The sequence below is a fragment of the Brasilonema octagenarum UFV-OR1 genome (assembly GCF_963888615.1).
GTDB classification, from domain to species: domain Bacteria; phylum Cyanobacteriota; class Cyanobacteriia; order Cyanobacteriales; family Nostocaceae; genus Brasilonema; species Brasilonema sennae.
Map to the genome: position 1 here is coordinate 39,969 of NZ_CAWPKW010000050.1, position 20,311 is coordinate 60,279.

Below are 20,311 nucleotides of genomic sequence, written 5' to 3' on the forward strand. Positions count from 1 at the left end.
AACAATTGAGGCTGTGCTTATGGAAACAAGACTACAAAAGCTAGATACTTTACTGCAATGAAAAATCTTTTGATTAGGTTGTCAGATTTTTCGTTTGTACTAAATATGATATGTATAACTATCGAAACGACTTTTCTCTACCTTTTGGTAGTTTACAGTATGTTATTTTGTTAAATCTTTTACATGTGCTAATTATTACCCAAAAATCAAGTGATCTGAGAAAAACTCAGGATAAGCGGTGGATAAAATCACCACAAAAAAGAGTTGCTGTTTTTCTTAAGAAAAATTTAATGTTTTGGCTGTTCCTACTCGATATTTGAAATAAATTGTAGTCATTTTGCCACCAAACTTTCTTTAATTAGAAATTTACTGATCAAAAACACTCATTTCGGTTGTACTATAATCTGTCTCAAGATAGATGAGTATTGGTAGATACATATTTTTGACTTTTTATGGTATATCTTTTGACAGATGATATTATAAAATATTTTGTAGTTGAATTCATAAAAGAGTAAATCAAAACAAATTAAGTTGACTAAAAGCAATTCAGCCATGAAAATTTAGAAATTTGTTTGCTCTTTATTCAGATGAACCAATTTAGACGGTTTGAGAGAAAGAATTTACCACTTCAAGCGAGGTATCGCACTTCTCTATCGGAGGTTCAGCCAACTTCGTCGGTAATTTCTTAGCTGAAGACCACTTACTTGTACAAACGTGCTTTTAAGTACATAACTTAATACTGGTTTAGGAGCAATCGACTGATTTTTGCAACTAATGAGCCAACAGAAATCCTTAAGCTAATAGCACTCTTGGCTAGTTACAAGATTAAAAAGCAAATGTTAAACAGAAAACAAAAAGTAATAACTAATACGTAATATAGAGCAAGTTAGTTTTTGTAAGCGTATTTAACATATCGTTTCAAGTTGTGTCAAGTAAGTAGTTATATTTCATACAAACAAAAATTAATAATCATAACTTTATTGTAAATTTATATTAATTTTTCAAAAGATTTGATAAAGTTATGTAGTCCAGAAGATAAAACGTAACAGCAAATTTATGAAATTTCGATTTAGAAGTCTATAAACCCTTAAAGTTCAAAATTATACAGTGGGGTAGCAAAGGGTGATGAGTTTTGGTGGGTCTATGTTATTTGATAGTGATTATCAATTAGTAATCGAACCTGAAGAGGAATTGAAGCTGGCACAATTTCTTATTAATCAAGTTGCAGATGCTGCTTTTTACGTGGGGTTGAATGCACAAATTATCTACGTCAATGATGCCATGTGCCGTATAAGTGAGTATTCCCGTGAGGAACTACTCCGAATGAAAGTGGAAGATATAGATGTAGATTTTTCGGCACAAGATTGGTCAGAAAAATGGGCAGCACTCAAGCAACAAGGTTCTCTCACCTTTAAATCTAGATATCAAACAAAAACAAGTCGAGTCTTTCTAGTAGAAATCAACCTTACTTATATAGAGTATCAAGGCAAAGAATTTGCCTGTGCCTTTGCTCGTAGTAGTAGTAATGAATTAGTAGGCTTTAACGTACAACAGTATCTTGACAGAACCTCTGATCCAAAACAAGAGTTCGAGCAAGAAGTTATTGAATATCAAAGAACACAAACCGAACTAAAAACATCTCTTTCCCTACTTAGTTCAACGTTGGAATCCACTGCAAATGGCATACTTGCAGTCAACATTGAAGGAGAAATCCTTTGCTACAATCAGAAATTTATGGAGATGTGGCAACTTTGTCCAAACTCAGTGAGCCTGTCTAAGAAATGTCACCGAGCAAAAAGCTTTTTTGAGAACAAAGTTAAATATCCAGAGATTTTTATTCAGGCTGTTTGGGAAATGCCTATTCAATCAGATAAAGAAAGCTATGACTTGGTGGAATTGAAGGATGGCAGAGTCTTCGCACATTACTCTGAGCCACAACGGCTTGGAGACAAAATTATCGGTAGAGTATGGAGTATCTGGGACGTAACTGAGTCTCTAAAAACACAAGAAGCGCTTAAACTCAATGAAGCCAGATTTCGTACTTTGGCAGAAACTACAGAAGCGAGTATTTTTCTAATTAGCGACGGGCGCATTTGCTACGCCAATTCTGCAGCAGAGATCCTCACTGGCTATCCAAAAAAAGAATTGTTCAATAACTTTGATATCAACCGACTTATTACAAGCAAAAAGCTTAGGCAGGTTCACAAGCAGAATGGAGCAGGCTACAGTGAATATCAGGAGATGCAGATTAGAACCAAAAATGGTGTGGAGCGCTGGCTAGCCTGTACAGTGGGAGTACTGGATGGAGTGCTGGATTTCGCAAATAAGTCAGTCGAATTACTGACAGCGATTGATATTACAGATTATAAGCAGGCAGAATCAGAGCTTCATCAAGCTCTTGAGCAAGCAAAACGACTAAGTGAACTCAGAGAACGCTTTGTCTCTATGTTTTGCCATCAATTCCGCACTCCGCTCAACATTGTCTCATTTTCTGCTGATTTACTCAGGCGTCATATTCACCAATGGACTGAAGAAAAAAATCGTTCGTATCTGGATTTGATTCAAGTTGCTGTTCAGCAAATTAGTGAATTATTAGATGAAATTCTATTATACGGTCAGGCGGAATCTGCAAGACTGGAGTGTCAGCCAAGACAACTCAACCTGGAGAGGTTTTGCACAGATATCGTAGCACAGCTACAGATAGCAAACGGTAACCAAAAAGCTATTAAATTTCTTAGGCAAGGTGACTGTTCTACTGGTTATTTAGATCCAAAACTGCTACACCATATATTAACTAACTTACTCTCGAATGCTATCAAGTATTCACCAAGTAATAGCGCGGTGACTTTTAGACTTTGCTGTGAAAAAGAAAAAACAATTTTTCAGATTAAAGATTCAGGTATTGGTATTCCGGTAGTAGATCAACAACAAATATTCGAGCCATTTTATCGTGGCAGCAATATTGACAGTATACCTGGAACTGGATTGGGCTTATCGATTGTAAAAACTCTCCTAGATCTACATGGCGGTGAAATCACCGTGGAAAGTGTGGTTGGTTTTGGCACGACTTTTACTGTCAATCTACCATCGCTTAGCTCTTAACTCTTAGCTAAAAGACATCAAATCTACCAATTGGACATGATAAACAAATCGCCAAAAAAAATACTAATTATTGAAGATAATGCCATGAGCCGTAAAATGTTTTTAGACGGTCTTGAGGCGGAAGGTTTCGACACGATAGATGCTGAAAATGGTACTACTGGCATCCAAAAAGCACAAGAGCATCTACCTGATTTAGTGATTTGCGATATTATGATGCCGGATATGGATGGCTTTGAGGTTCTCAGAACGCTCCGTCAAGATCCTGTGACTGCAATTATACCCTTTATTTTTCTCACTGGTAGCGCCGGTAACGAATCTCTTCGCAAAGGCATGGAATTGGGAGCAGATGACTATATTACCAAGCCTTGTACAGTACAGCAGTTACTGAAAGCCATAGCAGTCAGATTAGAAAAGCAGACAAAACTTATGGAGCACTGGTACACTGTTTGCTGCCAGAATTTTTCAGCACCAGTCGTAACAGACACAACTTCATCAGTGGACTCAGAATCTATCTTTCCTTCCATACCGCAACTCAAACAAGTTTTCGACTATATAGAGGCAAATTATGACCAAGGTATCACTTTGTGTGACGTAGCTGAAGCAGTTGGTTACTCTTCGGCTTACTTGACTAACAGAGTTGGAAAAATTACAGGAGAAACAGTCAACAACTGGATTGTCAAGCGCCGGATGTCAGCAGCACGTTCTTTACTCCAAGATACTAACCAAACAATCGAGCAAATTGCTTTAGCACTCGGCTATCAAAATGCGTGTCATTTTTCCCGCCAGTTTCGTCAACATCACGGTATCCCTCCTCAAACTTGGAGAAAAGAGCATCAACTGATTTGCAATAGCAAAGTCGAAGATTATAAAACTTCACTAAATCTATAGGACTCTGATTTCATTTTTGAAAACATACTGAGACTGAAAAGCCCCTTTTCTCAAGGTTTTATCTGAAATTTTATTCATAAATCAGGCAGGGTTCCTATATAACACTTGTAAATCATAACCCTACCTTGCCGGCTACGCATCAACGTGAAAAACAAAACAAGATCCTCCACAACTCTTAGAAGTGGGGGATGTGTGTTTTTCATCTCGGCAGAGATAAGCATAGCTTCCACATTCCGCTGGTTAATTAACAAAAGAAGTAAAGATCGTTACAAGTTTACTGATGTCTTAACCTTTTGCTATCTACTTCTTAATGTAACTAAGATAATTTGATGGTGCTGAATAGAAATTAATACAAATAGCGATGGTAATAATTTGAGAATCTGCCCTTCTTTATAGAAGGAATGCGCAATTTTGTTATTTGTAAATCGCTAATTGTCCCAAATCTAAAGCTTGTCTTTGCAGTTGATGCTTATTCAGACGAATATTATGGTAACCACTAACACAGTCCCCTTTTCACAGTTCAATGCTTCTTCTAACAACAGCGCGGAAGGTGAGTTAGTCACCGATCCACTGTTCCCACTGGTGGGTACTTACGACTCTAGCTTACCTGGTGGTTTACCGAGTTCTGACCATCGCTTGGTATGGGCTGATTTACAGGTACCACCCACAGAACCAGGTAAGACAATTCCAAATGTAGACTTTTTAGGACAAACAATCTTCCCCACCAGCTTTGTCCCCAATGGTACTGCTGGAACCGTGGATGGAAAAGAAACTCCCGTTGGCGGACTGTCGGGAGTTACATACGATGCAGCAAATAATCGCTTCTATACTATCTCAGATGACCGCTCCCAAATTGCTCCCGCCCGCTTCTATACATTTACCCTACAAACTCCGTCTCCTCAAAAAACTGACTTGAGTGTCAGATTCACAGATGTGACTACCCTCAAGGATGAGAATGGAAAAGAGTTCCTACTCAACAGTCTTGATCCTGAAGGCATTGCTTTAACCAAAAATAATACGGTATTCATTTCTTCTGAAGGAGAGGTGAATATCAGTGCAGGTCGAGTGACAAATCCTTTCGTCAATGAATTTTCTTTAACCACAGGACAGCAAGTACGTTCTTTACCTGTTCCCAGCAAGTTTCTTCCCGTCGTGCAAGATACTAATGGAAACGGTGTTGTCGATGCTGGTGATACTCAACTATCAGGTGTTCGCAACAACTTGGCATTTGAGAGTCTCACCATTACGCCTAACCAAAAGACCTTATACACAGCAACAGAAAACGCTCTGTTCCAAGATGGTCTTACTGCTACACTCACCGATGGAAGCCGTTCTCGTATTCTGCAATATAACTTGGTAAGCGGACAGCCAGAAAAGGAATATCTTTATAATACTGATGCTATCGCCACTTCACCAAACCCCACCACTGGTTCAGGTGATAATGGCTTAGTAGATTTACTCGCACTTGATAACCGAGGTACACTACTAGCATTAGAGCGCTCTTTCTCTGCAGGGGTTGGAAATACCATCAAAATCTACGAAGTCAGCTTGCAAGGAGCAACTGATATCAAGTCTTACGATTCTCTTAATAATCTCAGTGCTGAACAACTAGCAGATATTAAACCTGCCGAGAAGCGTTTACTGTTAAACCTGAACTCACTCAACTTACCTACAGGTACAGATAATATTGAAGGCATTGCCTTTGGTTCAAAACTGGATGATGGTCGTCAGTCGATCGTTTTGGTGAGTGACAACAACTTTAGCCAGACTCAATTTACTCAAATTCTCGCTTTGGATGCAGACTTAGTTCCTACTGTAGCACCTACTGTAGAAACCCGTCCTGACTTGTTGAATGACCCAAATTTACCACGTGACCAACGCGCCGATGCGGATGACCCCGCTATCTACGTAAATTCCTCTAATCCAGAACAAAGCTTAGTACTCACAGCAGTCAAAAATGCAGGTTTACGAGTTTATGACTTGTCTGGTAACCTGTTACAAGAATTTAACCCAGGTAATATCCGTTACAACAATATTGACCTGCAATATGGCTTTAAGTTAGGCGGTGATTCTGTTGATATTGCCGTGGCCACAGACCGAAACAACGATAAACTGGCTATCTTCAAAATCAATCCCTCTGCCAAAGCCTCCGGTCAATACCTGGAAGATATCACAGATAGTAGCATTGGTACTTTATTCCAATCCTTACCCTTTGAACCTCCCTACTCACCATCATCGCGGAGTGCTTATGGTATAGCTTTGTACCATAGTCCAGTAACAGATGATTACTACGTCTTTGCCAATCGCAGAGAAACTGGAGATGTTGGACAGTACAAATTGATTGACGCAGGTAATGGTAAGATTGGTGCTGAGAGAGTACGTAATTTTACAGTACCCACGACGGCTGGACGTGATGCCCAACTTGAGGGAACCGTGGCAGACCAAGAACTTGGCTTCCTCTACATTGGTCAGGAAGATGTAGGAATTTGGAAGTATCAAGCAGAACCAAACGGCGGGGCAACTGGTACGTTGATTGATAAAGTTAAAGACTTAGGCGGCAGCTATGTGGAAGACGATGTGGAAGGACTTTCCATCTATTATGGTAAAGATGGCACAGGTTACCTGCTAGCTTCTAGCCAAGGTGACAGCACCTTTGCAGTTTATAATCGTCAGGGTCAAAATGACTTCGTGGGTCGTTTTGGTGTTGGTAACAATGGAACAATTGACAGCGTTCAAGAGTCAGATGGTGCGGATGTTACCAACGTACCATTGGGTGCCAACTTCCCCTATGGTGTGTTTATTACTCAGGATGGCAGAAATCTTCCTGCGAAGGTTGTCGATGGTGAAAACGTCAACACCAACTTTAAGTTTGTGCCTTGGGAGAACATTGCTTACGCCTTCCCCAACCCATTGACAATTGACATCAGCAGCTACAACCCCCGCACTCCTAATACTAACCTCTTCAATAGTGGTGCTGGCAGCGATATTATCCAATCATCTTCTGTTCTTGGGGTCGGTAACAACTTGACTGGTGATGTGACTTTGTGAGTACTTTTATGGTGCGGAGCTTACGGCGAAGAAGCTAACACAAAAAACGCGATTCTGGATTTTCATCAACTTTTGGTTGATGAACAAGTAGAATCAGCGTGATTATAGCCGTTTTCACTTGAGTGAAATATAGTGTGAGTAAATCCACTATATCAACGTGTATCGAAATGAAAACTTACTCTACCGAACTACGCCAAAAAATTATTGATGCTTACAACAATGAAGAAGGCTCTCAACGACAACTAGCAAAACGGTTTAGTGTAAGTTTAAGTTTCGTTCAGAGTGTGCTGAGGCGATTTCGCTTTTGTGACACAGTTGAAGCAAAGCTGCACTCAGGAGGTCACAAAACAATTCAAAGTTCAAAGTTCAAAATTCAAAATTAAGAATCTTTTTTTTGAATTTTGAATTTTGCATTTTGAATTTAAGCTCGAAGAGCGCGTGACCTACTTAATTACTCCTTTTTTGTTGATTTGTGGTGATGAAACCGAATTCCTAAAAAAATGTCATAAACAAATTCAAAAAAGTCTTTCTTTTGTAAAAGACCTATAGATTGATAGCAGCCTTTTTGATCTAAAAGAGGCTTCATGAGATAATATGTGGGCTGGTAATTATACCAGGGAATGGAAGGCCATAAATGATGAATTAAATGGTAATTCTGACCCATAATCAGGAGATTGAGAATTGGATGGGGATAGACGCGAGCATTTTTCCAGCGATCGCGTTCAGCAAAGGGACGATGAGGAAAATAATCAAAAAATAAACCGAGTGCTATCCCCACGATAAATGCTGGAATGAACCAAAAATTGAGAATGTAACCCAAAAAGTGATACTGAACTGAGATATAAACGATTGAAATCACAATCAAGCGACTGATAAACCATTCCAGTAGCTCATATTTACGCCAAAGTTGCCGTTTAAAGAAAAATACCTCGTGGTATAAAAAGCGAACCGCAATCAGCCAAAGTGGACCACCTGTGGAAACATAATGATCTGGGTCGTCTTCGGGATGGTTCACATGACCATGATGCTGCAAATGTACTCGTGTAAATACAGGAAAAGCAAAAGCTAGCATCAAAGCACTGCCATGTCCTAACATGGCGTTAATGACTCGGTTACGATGAGCAGACTGATGGCAGGCGTCGTGAATCACCGTTCCTGCAAGGTGCAAAGCAAGAGTGTTTGCACAAAAGCATAACCAGTGTGGCCATTGCCAGATCCAGTAACCAAAATTGGATAATACAAGAATTGCCACAGCTACTAAAAACATCAGCAGCGTCGGATTAAAATCACCCGGAGGCGCTAAAAATTCCTTTGGCGGAACTGTCAGTGGCTTCTTTGCCTCCGACGTCAGCATTATGAACCTCCTTGTTGCTTTAACGAGAGATAGTATTTAGATAATGCCACTTTTTTATAAGGAAAGTGAAGTTTTGCAATGCAAAATGACGGATAATAAATTTGCGTGTGGTGGGAAACAATGGAGTACTACGCTCGTAAGTATCGAGTATTGATCAAATCAACTGCAAGCCCACATTCCCCGACAGGTGAATGTGCGACAATTATTGATTGACTCACCAACAACAGACAACTGGTGCTCTTTGATTTAGGATAATTCCCAGAGTAGCTCCCTTGATTTAGCTTTTATGCAATTAAAAGATTCTGTACGCCGAACAAAAATTGTTGCTACGATTGGACCCGCCACCAGCAGCCCAGAAATGCTCAAAGCTATTATTGAAGCTGGTGCGACAACGTTGCGACTAAACTTCTCTCACGGTAGTCATGCTGATCATCAGCGTAATATTCGCCTCATTCGGCAAACCGCCTTTGAACTGAATCAACCGGTAGCTATCCTTCAAGACTTGCAAGGACCAAAAATTCGCTTAGGAAAGTTTGAAAACGGATCTATAGTGGTGGTGAAGGGCGATCGCTTCACCTTAACCAATCGTCCGGTTGTTGGTACACAAGATATTAGCTGCGTCACGTACGATTATTTAGCAGACGAAGTCCCCGCAGGAGCAAGAATTCTCCTTGATGATGGGCGTGTAGAAATGTTGGTAGAAGAGATTAACCGCGAAAAAGGAGATTTGCACTGTCGCGTTACTGTAGGAGGGGTACTTTCAAACAATAAAGGGGTGAACTTTCCCGGAGTTTACCTATCTGTCAAAGCAATGACCGAAAAAGACCGAGAAGATCTCATGTTCGGTTTGGATCAGGGTGTGGACTGGGTGGCACTTTCCTTTGTCCGCAATCCCCTAGACATGATAGAAATTAAAGAACTCATTTCCAGTACGGGCAAACAAGTACCAGTCATTGCCAAAATTGAGAAGCACGAAGCCATAGAACAAATGGAAGCTGTTCTGAGTTTGTGCGATGGCGTTATGGTGGCAAGAGGTGACTTGGGCGTAGAATTACCCGCAGAGGATGTTCCAGTACTACAAAAGCGGCTGATTGCAACCGCTAATCGCTTGGGAATTCCGATCATCACCGCCACCCAGATGTTAGACAGCATGGTTAACAACCCCCGTCCAACTCGTGCGGAAGTGTCCGATGTGGCAAATGCAATTTTAGACGGTACAGATGCGGTGATGCTCTCGAATGAAACCGCTGTCGGTAATTTCCCAGTAGAAGCTGTAGCAACGATGGCACGAATTGCCGAACGGATGGAACAAGAGGTGTGGCTGAACACAAACGCTAGTCAGGCGAAAGACACCAAACATTCCATCCCTAACGCCATCAGCCAAGCTGTCGGTCAAATTGCAGAACAGCTTGGAGCCGCAGCAATTATGACTCTGACCCAATCAGGAGCAACAGCGCGCAATGTCTCCAAATTTCGTCCCAAAACACCTATTCTAGCAGTAACACCTCATGTGAATGTCGCCCGACAGTTGCAACTTGTGTGGGGAGTCAAGCCGTTGTTGATGTTAGAACTCCCTTCCACAGGTCAGACATTCCAAGCAGCTATTAACGTTGCTCAAGAAAGAGAACTCTTGTCTGAGGGAGATTTGGTCGTGATGACTGCTGGGACTCTCCAAGGGATTTCTGGATCTACAGATTTGATTAAGGTTGAAGTTGTGACGGCGGTACTCGGTCAGGGGATTGGACTGGGACAAGGTTCTGTCAGTGGTCGCGCCCGGGTCGTCCATACTGGCATTGATGCTAGTAACTTTAATTACGGAGATATTTTGGTTGCCTCAGGTACGAGTGCTGATTTTGTTGAGGCTATTCGCAAAGCTGGCGGTATTATTACTGAGGAAGAAAGTCTCACTAGTCACGCAGCAGTCATTGGCTTACGTCTTGGTGTGCCAGTGATCGTCGGTGTGAAAAAGGCAACTCAAGTGATTCGGGATGGTACGATTTTAACGATGGATATGCAACGCGGTTTGGTTTACTCGGGTGCAATGGGGCAATAAACCGCCATAGGAAATATCAAGTATCATTTGCACAGAAAGCGATCCTTCTGGATCGCAGCTTTGCTAACGCCGTCCTCCACTGCTGTGTGAGTTTTCAAATAATCCCGCACCCACTCACAGCCGTATTTCACTAAATCCCTGTGGAGAATCTGTTGTAAATCCCACACAATCACCGTTTGGTCATAGCTGCCAGATGCCAAGGTTTTGCCATCCGGACTGAAAACAAGAGTTCCCACACCTCCGTTGTGCCCACTGAGGGTTGCAAGCAAAGTGCCCTTTAGTGTCCAAATCTTGATCGTGTTGTCCAAAACGCCTGCGGCAATTGTTTGCCCATCCGGACTGAAGGCAACTTTCGTTAAGCCAACGCTTGCCCCTTCAAAACCTTGAACGAGTTTACCGTTGCGATTCCACAGCAGGAGTTGACGATCGCGTCCGGCAGAGACGATATGTTGGCTATCGGGGCTGATAGCAACCCCCCAAATGGCACTCTTGTGTCTTTTGAGGGTTTTGTCAAGCTGGAGGGCTTGGTGGTTAACATCTTTCCAAGTCCATAGCTTGATTGTACCGTCAGCGCTGGCGGAGGCAATGAACTGACCATCCGGACTAAAAGCAAGATCCCAAATGCGCGCAGAATGTGCCTGGATTGTTTGACTCAGTTGAAAGTTAAAAGAAGCGTTACTTTGCCAGAGTTTGATGGTACCGTCCTCACCTCCCGACACTAGAAATTGCCCATTAGGGCTATACGCTAGTGATAAGATTGCATTATTGTGACCGCGCAGAATCGCAGTTTTGTTATTCGCAAGGTTGAGGAGTTTTATATCGCTACCGGCAGTTGCTAATGCAAGAGTCTGCCCATCTGGACTTAAGGCAGCATCATAAAACTGACTCGTATCTAGCACAACGGTCTTAACTAAAGAGCCATCTGCTCGCCATAACTTAATTTCTTGCCCCGCAACACTAGCAAGGAGAGACTCATTGGATCGGGTGCCCGGAGCATAAACAACTCGCCAAACCACATCTTGATGACCGTACAGGCGATGTAAAAAAGGCGAGTCTTTCCAGAGCTTGACTGTACCGTCCTCGCTGCCAGAGACAATCATCTGACCATCAGAACTGAGTGCAATTGGCTGAATCGGCGAGCGATGCCCGAGTAAGGTTCTTCGCAAAGTGCCGTCTGGCCACCAAAGTTTCACGGTTTTATCAGCACTTGCTGAGGCAATAGTCTGCCCCTGAGGGCTAAACACCACTTGATAAACCTCTGCTGTGTGCCCCACAAAAGTTTTGAGTAACTTTCCTTCCCGGCTCCACAGCCTGACAAGCTTGTCACCGCTGCCAGTGACCAGGGTTTGCCCATCGGGGCTGAAGGCTATCGCCCAAACTGATGCCTTGCTTACTGGTATGGTTCGGATCAGGTTACCCTCTCGGCTCCAGAACTTAATGGTACCATCCACACTACAAGATGCCATAATCTCTCCATCGGGACTAAACGCTAATCTCCAAGCGGCTGCCTTATGTCCCTTTAGCGTTTTGATCAAGGTGCCATCTAACTTCCACAACTTTATTGTTTGATCCCCACTGGCAGATGCAATTATCTGTCCATCCGGGCTAAATGATACTTGCCAAACAGTAGCCGTGTGTCCTTTCATTGTTGCCAATGGGGTACCATCCACAGACCAAAGTCGTACCACGCCATCTAGCCCAGCCGCAGCAACCCGTTGGCTATCCGGGCTGAATTGAACACCATATATGGTAGCATTGTGGGGTAAGATGTGAACTAGGGTTCCATCACGTTTCCAAAGCCGAACGGTTCGGTCTATACCACCGGTAGCAATCCACTTTCCATCCTTGCTCAGGTCAACGCCTAAGGCACCTCCCTCGTGCGCTACTATACTATTTACCTCATCTGCACCATAGATTGCTTGTTCTAGCACGTTGCGCGTTTGCTGATCTAGCGCCGATTTTGTTGATGGATCGAGTAGCCAGAGGCGTTGAAATTTTGTGCGTGCTTGAATCGCTTGCACCAACGCATCAAGATGCTGGTTTGAGGTAAAGTTTGCGTTGGAGGCAACGGCAGTTACCCGAACTTCATTTAAAGCAGATTCACGGTAGGCAATAAGCGTTATTACTCCTAACACCGTAGAAACTATCAGAGCTAGACTCACTACTGCCAGTAATTGCCTCTGACGACGGGCACTTTTTCGCTCACTCGCTAATCGTGCTTCTGCTTCTCTCAACCGCTCAGCTTTCAGTCTTTGCTCAGTTTCCCGACGTTCCAGTTCCTGGCTGGCGGCTAAAAATCGATAGTCCAAATCGCTGAGGCTTTTGCGCCCAATCCAGTCTAAAACTTCTTGTAACGCTCGCCCCCGCAGCAGACGTGATTCATCTTGATAACCAGATGCTACCCATGCATTGAATGCTTGAGAGTAAGGACGCAGATTGTCTAACTGCCTTACGACCCATTCAGAATCGAAGACACTGCGGTAGATGGGATTTTTTATTTTCAGATAGCCGTTGTGTTTCTCGACTAATCCGGATAGTAAAAGTTCTGTCTGTTCTCGACTATCATCGGTAAGTACGCCAGATGTTTGATTCTCTTGTGCTTGCAACACGTGCTGATATAAACCCAATAACCGTCCTGCCCGTTGTTCGTTGAAAAGGAGGCGATCGCGAATCGTGCGCAGGTGTTCCGGTTCGTCTTTTGATTCCCAGTGTTGGATGATGTGCGATCGCACTAATTTTTCTACCCAATCTGCCGCACTTGCTGGCGGTAAATCAATTATTCTGCTTGATGTATCTAATGCTGTTCGGACAATCAACTGACAAAGCTTTTGAGTCAGAAACGGTTGTCCCCCACTCCAGTAAATAATCTCTCGCAGCACGGCTTCGCTTTGGCTGACGACTTCCTCTAACCCTTTGAGCAATGGTGTTGCTTCATGTGGTTGAAAGCCACACAACTCAATCGCTGTCCCAATGTTAAACGGTGTCCGGCGTTTGTCGGCAATCAGATCAGATGGACTGGCTACTCCAAACAGTGCAAATCCCAAGCGTTGGAATTTCGAGTCATGTGCCTGCTGATTATAGCAATGACGAATCCAAGCAAAAAAGTCACTGACAGGAAAACTCAAACTCAAGAAACTGTCAATTTCATCAATAAAGATGAGAATCCGTTCGTTTTGAACATTTGGCAGCAAAACTTCTTCAACAAACTGGTCTAGTTTTTGCACTGGGGAAATACCCGCGCAGCTTTCCCACCATTGCTTAAAGTTGACGTGTTCTGCCAGATTTAAGTCGTAAAACAAGCCGACGATGATACCTTTGTACCATTGTTCCAGTGTGGTATTTTCGCTACCCAATCGGGTGACATCCAAGTAAGCACAGCTATGCCCTTCTTTTCTGAGGCGAGAACTTGTGCGTTGTAATAAGGATGACTTGCCCATCTGGCGAGAATTTAAGACATAACAAAAATCGCCAGCTTTCAGGCTGGCATAAAGTTTTTCGTCTGCTTGACGGATAACGTAGTTAGGATCGTCACTGCGGAGACTGCCACCAACCTGGTATCTCATCTCAAAGTGTGATTGCAAAATCGTAATTTAACACAAGTATTAGGAATTTGTAGATATATCTGACTTAATAATTTATCACTTTTATAACTACATGATTTGCCTGTTTGTAGCTTAACTGTCTTAACTGTCTTAACTGTCTTAACTGTAGGTTATTAAAATCTTTTTAATTATCTGCTTAACTGTCTTATGTGTCCTTGTGTTTCCACTATAAAAGCGAGATTCTGTATATACGGAGTTAAGGCAACTTCTACTCACAGCTTTGTACAACTAATGTTTCACCACAGAAACATTGTCGGGTATAGAAACACTGATTGAGGTTAGTGAAAGCGATCGCTCGTTTAGCTCTTATGAGCTGAAGCAATCAAAGACAACTCAGACAACTAATAGCAAAAGAGATGAAAATCTGAAGAAAAAAGCCATAGTTCTAGACATAACCGGAGGTTTAATTAAAGTAGGATTTGCTGGAGAGAATGCACCTAGTGTGGTCTTTCCTACTCTTATAGGTTGTCCTAAGTATGTTTGAGCGGTTGCTTGACCGACTGGAGAAGACAGTACGCTCCCTTGCGCCCTCAGGAATCACAGTTAAAGTCGTCGCCCCTCCCCAGAGGAAAGATTTCGCTTGGATTGGCGGCTCAATGCTAGCATCTTTAACGACGTTTGAAGCCATGTGGTTCACTAAGGAAGAGTAATCATCCATTAGGATGCTCCCTGATAACTGATAATTGATAACTGTTAACTGGTTAAATTCGAGTTGTCGCTGTCACTAATTGTTTTTCAAAGTAAGCACGGTAGAGTTCGCAACGCGGGAGAATGTGATCGCCCTCTAAGCGAATTAATCCCAAACTTTCAAGTTTATAAGTTTCAATAGGATTAACATAAATAGCTTGCTTTGCCGTTACTAGTTCAGCATAAGTCTTAGCCAACTCAGGATTTTCTTGTAGTTTTATCCAGTGTCGCCATAAATGATAACGGTAAATGCCACCGTTGGCTTGAGCTTCCTCTATCAGTTCTTCTAAAGTCATTTCCTGACAACGAATATAATACAGAGCAAGCTGAATGAGTGCCGGATGACCTCCCACAAGTGATATTAGTGAGCCAGATTCTTTACCAGTACTCCAGTCTAGCCCATATGCTTTAGCTAACTCTTTTACCTGCGGGTGAGTAAATTCCACAAGACGAATGGGTAGTCCAATATTAAATGGAGAGCGGTTGATATCCAGGGTGACATACTCTTGTGTAGAGTAAACCACTACTAACCTCAACTTTTGCCAATTGAGATTTTGTCGTGCTTCCTCGCACCACGAACGCAACAACGCAAAAAACTCGTCACAAATCTGAGGATGTTCAAAAAAGCGGTCAACTTCGTTAAATACCAAAACCACTGGACTTTGACTTTGTTTGAGCAAATAATTTTGGAAGTAAAAGCTGCTATTCAACTTACAACCAACTTCCTCATCCCATCTGTCATTCAAGTTGGGATCCATGCCTAATTCTGTTGCTACTCGCCAGCAAAGACAACGTAACAGCTTATTTAAGTCAGTCAGACAGTCGGAATCAATTTGGTTGCAATTCAGATTCACTGTGCGATACCCAAGCTTATGTGCAAAGGCTAATAGCCGCAGCACGAGAGAACTCTTACCCATCTGTCTGGCGGCGCGAATCCGAATCACGCAGCCCGGTTGAGTGATTTCCTGATAAACTAGTTCCTCTATTGGGGGACGTTCGATATACAAAGGAGAATCCAAAGGGACAGAACCATCCGGGTATGACCAAAGATTTTTAAGTTGCTCACGCCCAAACTTAACAAATGAGTCTATGGATAAAGACTGGGACGATCTTAGGTCCAGTGTATCTGACGAGAGCGAAAGCGCTTGCGAAGTTTCACTGCTGTCGTGTTCATTTTCATTCAGAATTGTATAGTCTTGCTCATGTAATTCCAGGTTAAAAGCGCTAAAGCATAGTTTTAGAGTTTTTTGGTCTACACCTGTGTGCAAAGACCACAATCGGCTTAGTGTTTTGGTAGAAACATTCATGCGATCGCTCAGTTCGTCTAAAGTTAGGTGATCGCCGTGATTCTCCACCCTTTCTACAGCCATAATGGCTTCTTGTAGCCGATTCAGTCCAGCAGGAGTCAGCAAAATTCCGCGTTTTCTATGAGTCTTAGATTGCTTCATGTCAGTAATTCTCCCCCTTTTTTATACATTCGGAGAATATTTTTACGCCTGTTGTGAACTTTAAGCAAAATCATATATTAGGGGAAGACACACTGTATGTTTGTCATTTTTATGGCCTTGTTGCAAAGCTATCTCAAAATCAGGGTTAGAAATTATTTTCTGACCACAATTCAAAAACAAGCTTATTAACTGGCTATTTTTTATTTTCTTGAGTATCTTCTCATTTTTTAACCAGTTCTTAAAATGTTACTAAACTATTTTAGTTTGTATTTTTTTATACTTTTCTTTAAAATACTATTAAGCAGCTATTAAACTCTTGATGAAGTGATTTCATTTCATCGGATTTTGTCAAAAATTAGGCTCATAACCAGCCAAAAGGTATATCTGGTAAGGGTAAAATTGATGATTTGCTTGTCCTGCAAACACTGATTTTGAGGCGTTTTTATCTATATTGATGTATTTAGGACTTAGGCATTAACAAAAAGTTGACCAATGGGTTTTAAAGGTAGCGTGATAAAACTTCGACAGTAGCAAGTCCTGTTTTTTCCCAACTGAATTGACTAGCCCTATTGATGCTTTGAGTTGAAAGATGTTGACGTAATACCGAATCAGTTGCAATTGTTTCCATAGCTTGAGTCATTTCCTCAATATTATAAGGATTGATGAGAAGACCAGCGTCACCAGCCACTTCTGGTAAAGATGAGAGATTGGAGGTGATCACAGGAGTACCGCAAGCCATTGCTTCGAGAACTGGGAAACCAAAACCATCCCAAAGACTAGGAAAGACGAGGGCGATCGCACCACTAATAATTTTGGGTAATTCACTGTAGGGAACATAGTTGAGGAATTGAACTTTATCGGTGATCTTCAATTCCTGAACTTGGGTTTGCAACAAAGGAGTAAAGCGTTTATCTTGTGGTCCTGCTAACCACAATTCATAGTCTCGATTGTGAGATAATGCTGCAAAGGCGGTAATAAGTTTGTGCAGATTCTTATAGGGATCGTGTCGCCCAATGTAGAGAAAATAGGGTTTTGTAGGTTGGGTATCTTGTCCGCTATGATCTAAATGAGTTGGGCGAAAATGATTGGCGTCGTGCGCAAGAGGAATAGCAGTTATTTTGCTGGCGCTGATGTGATAGAAGTCGGTGATATCTTTTGCTGTAGCGTGAGAGTTGCAGATAATATGTTGCGCTTGGGCGAGAACTTGAGGAATGTAGTACCGCGAGTATTGTGTTAACGGTGACAAAAGTTTGGGAAAGCGCAACGGGATTAAGTCGTGAACCATCACGATAAAACGACAATTCTTATAAAGGGGCGCTTCTGGAAGCGGAGAAAAGATAAGTTGGGATTTCAGCTTTTTATAGATTTTTGGCAGTTTAAATTGTGTCCACACAAGGCGATCAAAATGTCCTTTTGTTCCTTGTGCAGGAGTTAGATTATCTGGTATAGAATAACAGTTAAATTCAGGGTAATTTTGAGCAGTTAAGAGGGTGGGGTTAAGAGTTTTTAAAAAAGGAAAAAGATTTTTTGCATAGTTGCTTATACCTGTCGGTTGAGAAAAAACAATAGATAGGTTAAATAATATATTAGTCATTTATATGAAAATTAACCCGCTCATAAATCTGACGGTGTGAGATTTGACAATTAGCCGAATTTAAAGTCAAAACTCCATCCTCAGCATCAGACTCACTAAATAGCCAGTTATTTTCTGGGGTTTTACTAAACTGCTCAAGATGGGCTTGATATTGATTAATGAGAATGTATTCTTGAAAGTGAGGAATAGAACGATAGTATGTGAATTTATCACCCCGATCCCGGCTACTGCTAGATTTAGAGAAAACTTCAAAGATAATGCAGGGATTAAGTATAGTGTCAGTACGTCCTTCCTCAAAAATCGGTTCACCTTTGATAATTAAGACATCTGGATACACATATTGGCGATAACGAGGAATCCACAAGCCTAGGTCATTAGCATAAATATGGTAATTTTGCTCTTTGAGTGTCAGGCTAAGGGCAAGAGTCACTATTAAGTTAACAACGATTTGATTATGGTTAATCGAACCACCTGTCATGGGAACAATTTCTCCATCACGGTATTCGGTGCGGTAATTGGTGTTTTCCTCAATTGCAAAATACTCCTCTATCGAGTAAAGACGGGGTGTAATCTGTACAACCATAACACGAGTCTGTCGGTTTTTGAATTTTACGCTATGACCTTAGCCTAGCATTAGAGAGAAAGCTTTCACGCCCTTAGCGATTACCTTCGGTAGAGCTTCGCTTAACGCCTCCAATACATCAACATTCCAGCAAATTTCCCAAATGCTACTTGAGGTTTGACAAACATCAAAACCAGAGCATGAGAAATCAAGCGAAGCAATCTAATCTTGACAATCCATTGATTTGTATATCTATCTAAAGATAACAAATAACCATAAGTACTATTTTTTATTTTCCTAAAAACATATCGATTTGTAATTGAAGAGGGCTGATGTATGACACCAAACTGCTTAGTCACTGCAATCAAATGTCCTTGATTGGCATAACGTCGGCAAAAGTCAAAATCTTCATAGTAGAGAAAATAAGCTGGATCAAACTGAGGACAATCATCGAAATTCCGAAGATTAACTATCAAGCTACAACCTGTAATCCAATCACAAACAACATAATCTGTATCTGTATTCGTCAACAAATCTTGAGTGACAATTGCTCCTGTTGAGAGAATAAAGCGACCACCGGCAAACCAAACTTCACCTGTCGTAGTATGATCAATTGTTCCAAGCAGAGAAATATTGGGATGAGTTTCAAAGAATAACGGAACTTTCTCTATAGTATTTTCTACAAAATAAGCATCTGGATTAATTATCCAGACAATTCCTTGGGAATCTTGGGTATAAATCCATTTCAGTCCGAAGTTGCAACCACCACCGAAGCCAAGATTACTCTCAGCATTAAAAATGACTACCGATTCATTTTTTAGATTATATATAGAGTTGTCATCGGGAGAGTTATTAACGATGACCACTTTATAATCATAACTGTCATAACTCGGGAGAGAACTAATCAATTTAGTAATGAGATTAGTAGAATAATAATTAACGACTAAAAAATAAATCACGTTAGCTTAATTGATAATTACCAACAATCAGATAATTTTTTTCTAATTATGAAACCATAAATAAAGACAGATACACGCAGATAAATGATCTGTACTCATCTGCGTCAGGGTGTGTGCATCTGCCGTTCTAAAGAACCTTAAACCAAATTTTTCCAAAAAATCTAATCTCCCTGCGGACAATCCTCCCATAATGTTGTAATCTCTCGCAAACTTTGATGATTACCATCGCCTAAAATCAGATGATCCAAAACAGGAATGCTCAAAAATTGTCCTCCCATTAACAACTGTCGCGTCAATTCAATATCTTCTTGACTCGGTTCCACATTTCCGGACGGATGATTATGTGCCACTATAACTCGTGTTGCTCCTTGGCGAATCACTTCACGGAAAATTTCCCGAGGAGGAGCTAAGGTTTCCGTAGCTGTACCAATGGTAATCACTTGCGTTCCAAGCAGGCGATTCTTCACATCTAACAATAACACCGCGAAACGCTCCTGATTTTGCCACATCAAGTCTTGACTCAAAGCCGCCGCCGCAGCTGCGGGACTATCAATTAACGTGCGTTCTCCTGGACGGGATTGAAAGGCTCGTTTCCCTAATTCAATCGCCGCCAAGACAGTCGTCGCTTTTGCTGGACCAACACCTGGAATTTGCATCAACTCGGCGGCGCTGACATCTCGCAAAACTGCTAAGGGGTCTCGCTGGTGTTTGCTCAGTTGCTGTAAAATATATTGCCCTAGACCCACGGCAGAAAGTTTTCCGTGTCCTTGACCAGTACCTAGCAGAATTGCTATTAACTCGGCTGTAGCTAAAATTTTTGGGCCATGCGTTAACAGCCGCTCACGCGGACGCTCAGTCACAGGTATATCGGCAATTCTGAGGCTATAAGTCATAGACTAATACAGGGGAAAAATCATCATATATAGACTTATTCCTAGTTATCCCCTGTAATTCTGAAAACATCTAAAGATTTGACAGAATATTTAATTTTATCGTTTTTTTTGACTTTATCTA

General features: G+C 41.7%; 14 protein-coding genes. 7 read left to right on the plus strand and 7 right to left on the minus strand.

The genetic code is table 11. The features are described 5' to 3' along the window. Positions 1–1,125: 1,125 nt before the first annotated feature. From AC5590_RS03565 to AC5590_RS03580, 4 genes are all read left to right on the plus strand, one after another. On the plus strand, positions 1,126–3,102 hold the full coding sequence (locus tag AC5590_RS03565) for a scytonemin biosynthesis sensor histidine kinase (RefSeq protein ID WP_169263052.1): 1,977 nt from the start codon (positions 1,126–1,128) through the stop codon (positions 3,100–3,102). Between the two features lie 36 nt (positions 3,103–3,138). Next, positions 3,139–3,990, plus strand: coding sequence for a response regulator transcription factor (locus AC5590_RS03570; RefSeq protein ID WP_169263053.1), 852 nt, complete (start codon positions 3,139–3,141; stop codon positions 3,988–3,990). Between the two features lie 486 nt (positions 3,991–4,476). Next, a complete protein-coding gene (locus AC5590_RS03575) occupies positions 4,477–7,038 on the plus strand; it encodes a phytase (protein ID WP_370460525.1) in 2,562 nt (853 codons plus the stop codon). 167 nt (positions 7,039–7,205) lie between these two features. Beyond that, on the plus strand, positions 7,206–7,421 hold the full coding sequence (locus tag AC5590_RS03580; protein ID WP_169263055.1) for a transposase: 216 nt from the start codon (positions 7,206–7,208) through the stop codon (positions 7,419–7,421). 68 nt (positions 7,422–7,489) lie between these two features. On the opposite strand, the gene crtR is transcribed toward AC5590_RS03580, so the two are convergent. Beyond that, positions 7,490–8,392, minus strand: coding sequence for a beta-carotene hydroxylase (crtR, locus tag AC5590_RS03585; protein WP_169263056.1), 903 nt, complete (start codon positions 8,390–8,392; stop codon positions 7,490–7,492). Between the two features lie 286 nt (positions 8,393–8,678). Here crtR and pyk point away from each other — a divergent pair, with 286 nt between their 5' ends. Next, complete coding sequence (pyk, locus tag AC5590_RS03590; protein WP_169263057.1) at positions 8,679–10,445, plus strand: pyruvate kinase; 1,767 nt, start codon at positions 8,679–8,681, stop codon at positions 10,443–10,445. Positions 10,446–10,468: 23 nt separating this feature from the next. Here pyk and AC5590_RS03595 read toward each other — a convergent pair whose 3' ends face one another. After that, a complete protein-coding gene (locus tag AC5590_RS03595) occupies positions 10,469–14,008 on the minus strand; it encodes a WD40 domain-containing protein (protein ID WP_169263058.1) in 3,540 nt (1,179 codons plus the stop codon). Between the two features lie 289 nt (positions 14,009–14,297). Here AC5590_RS03595 and AC5590_RS03600 point away from each other — a divergent pair, with 289 nt between their 5' ends. Continuing rightward, on the plus strand, positions 14,298–14,531 hold the full coding sequence (locus AC5590_RS03600) for a hypothetical protein (protein ID WP_169263059.1): 234 nt from the start codon (positions 14,298–14,300) through the stop codon (positions 14,529–14,531). Continuing rightward, positions 14,524–14,697, plus strand: a complete 174-nt coding sequence (locus AC5590_RS03605) for a hypothetical protein (RefSeq protein ID WP_169263060.1) — start codon at positions 14,524–14,526, stop codon at positions 14,695–14,697. Before AC5590_RS03600 ends, AC5590_RS03605 begins: the two co-directional genes overlap by 8 nt. Positions 14,698–14,748: 51 nt before the next feature. Here the strand turns inward: AC5590_RS03605 and AC5590_RS03610 are convergent, their stop codons facing one another. From AC5590_RS03610 to radC, 5 genes are all read right to left on the minus strand, one after another. After that, positions 14,749–16,182, minus strand: a complete 1,434-nt coding sequence (locus AC5590_RS03610; protein WP_169263061.1) for an AAA-like domain-containing protein — start codon at positions 16,180–16,182, stop codon at positions 14,749–14,751. 499 nt (positions 16,183–16,681) lie between these two features. Further along, complete coding sequence (locus AC5590_RS03615; protein ID WP_169263062.1) at positions 16,682–17,776, minus strand: glycosyltransferase family 4 protein; 1,095 nt, start codon at positions 17,774–17,776, stop codon at positions 16,682–16,684. Then, a complete protein-coding gene (locus AC5590_RS03620; RefSeq protein ID WP_169263063.1) occupies positions 17,769–18,359 on the minus strand; it encodes a Uma2 family endonuclease in 591 nt (196 codons plus the stop codon). The genes AC5590_RS03615 and AC5590_RS03620 overlap by 8 nt, the downstream gene beginning before the upstream one ends. Positions 18,360–18,460: 101 nt before the next feature. Continuing rightward, positions 18,461–19,297, minus strand: a complete 837-nt coding sequence (locus tag AC5590_RS03625) for a glycosyltransferase (protein WP_169263064.1) — start codon at positions 19,295–19,297, stop codon at positions 18,461–18,463. A gap of 161 nt (positions 19,298–19,458) precedes the next feature. Next, complete coding sequence (gene radC, locus AC5590_RS03630) at positions 19,459–20,190, minus strand: RadC family protein (RefSeq protein ID WP_169263065.1); 732 nt, start codon at positions 20,188–20,190, stop codon at positions 19,459–19,461. Positions 20,191–20,311: the final 121 nt, after the last annotated feature.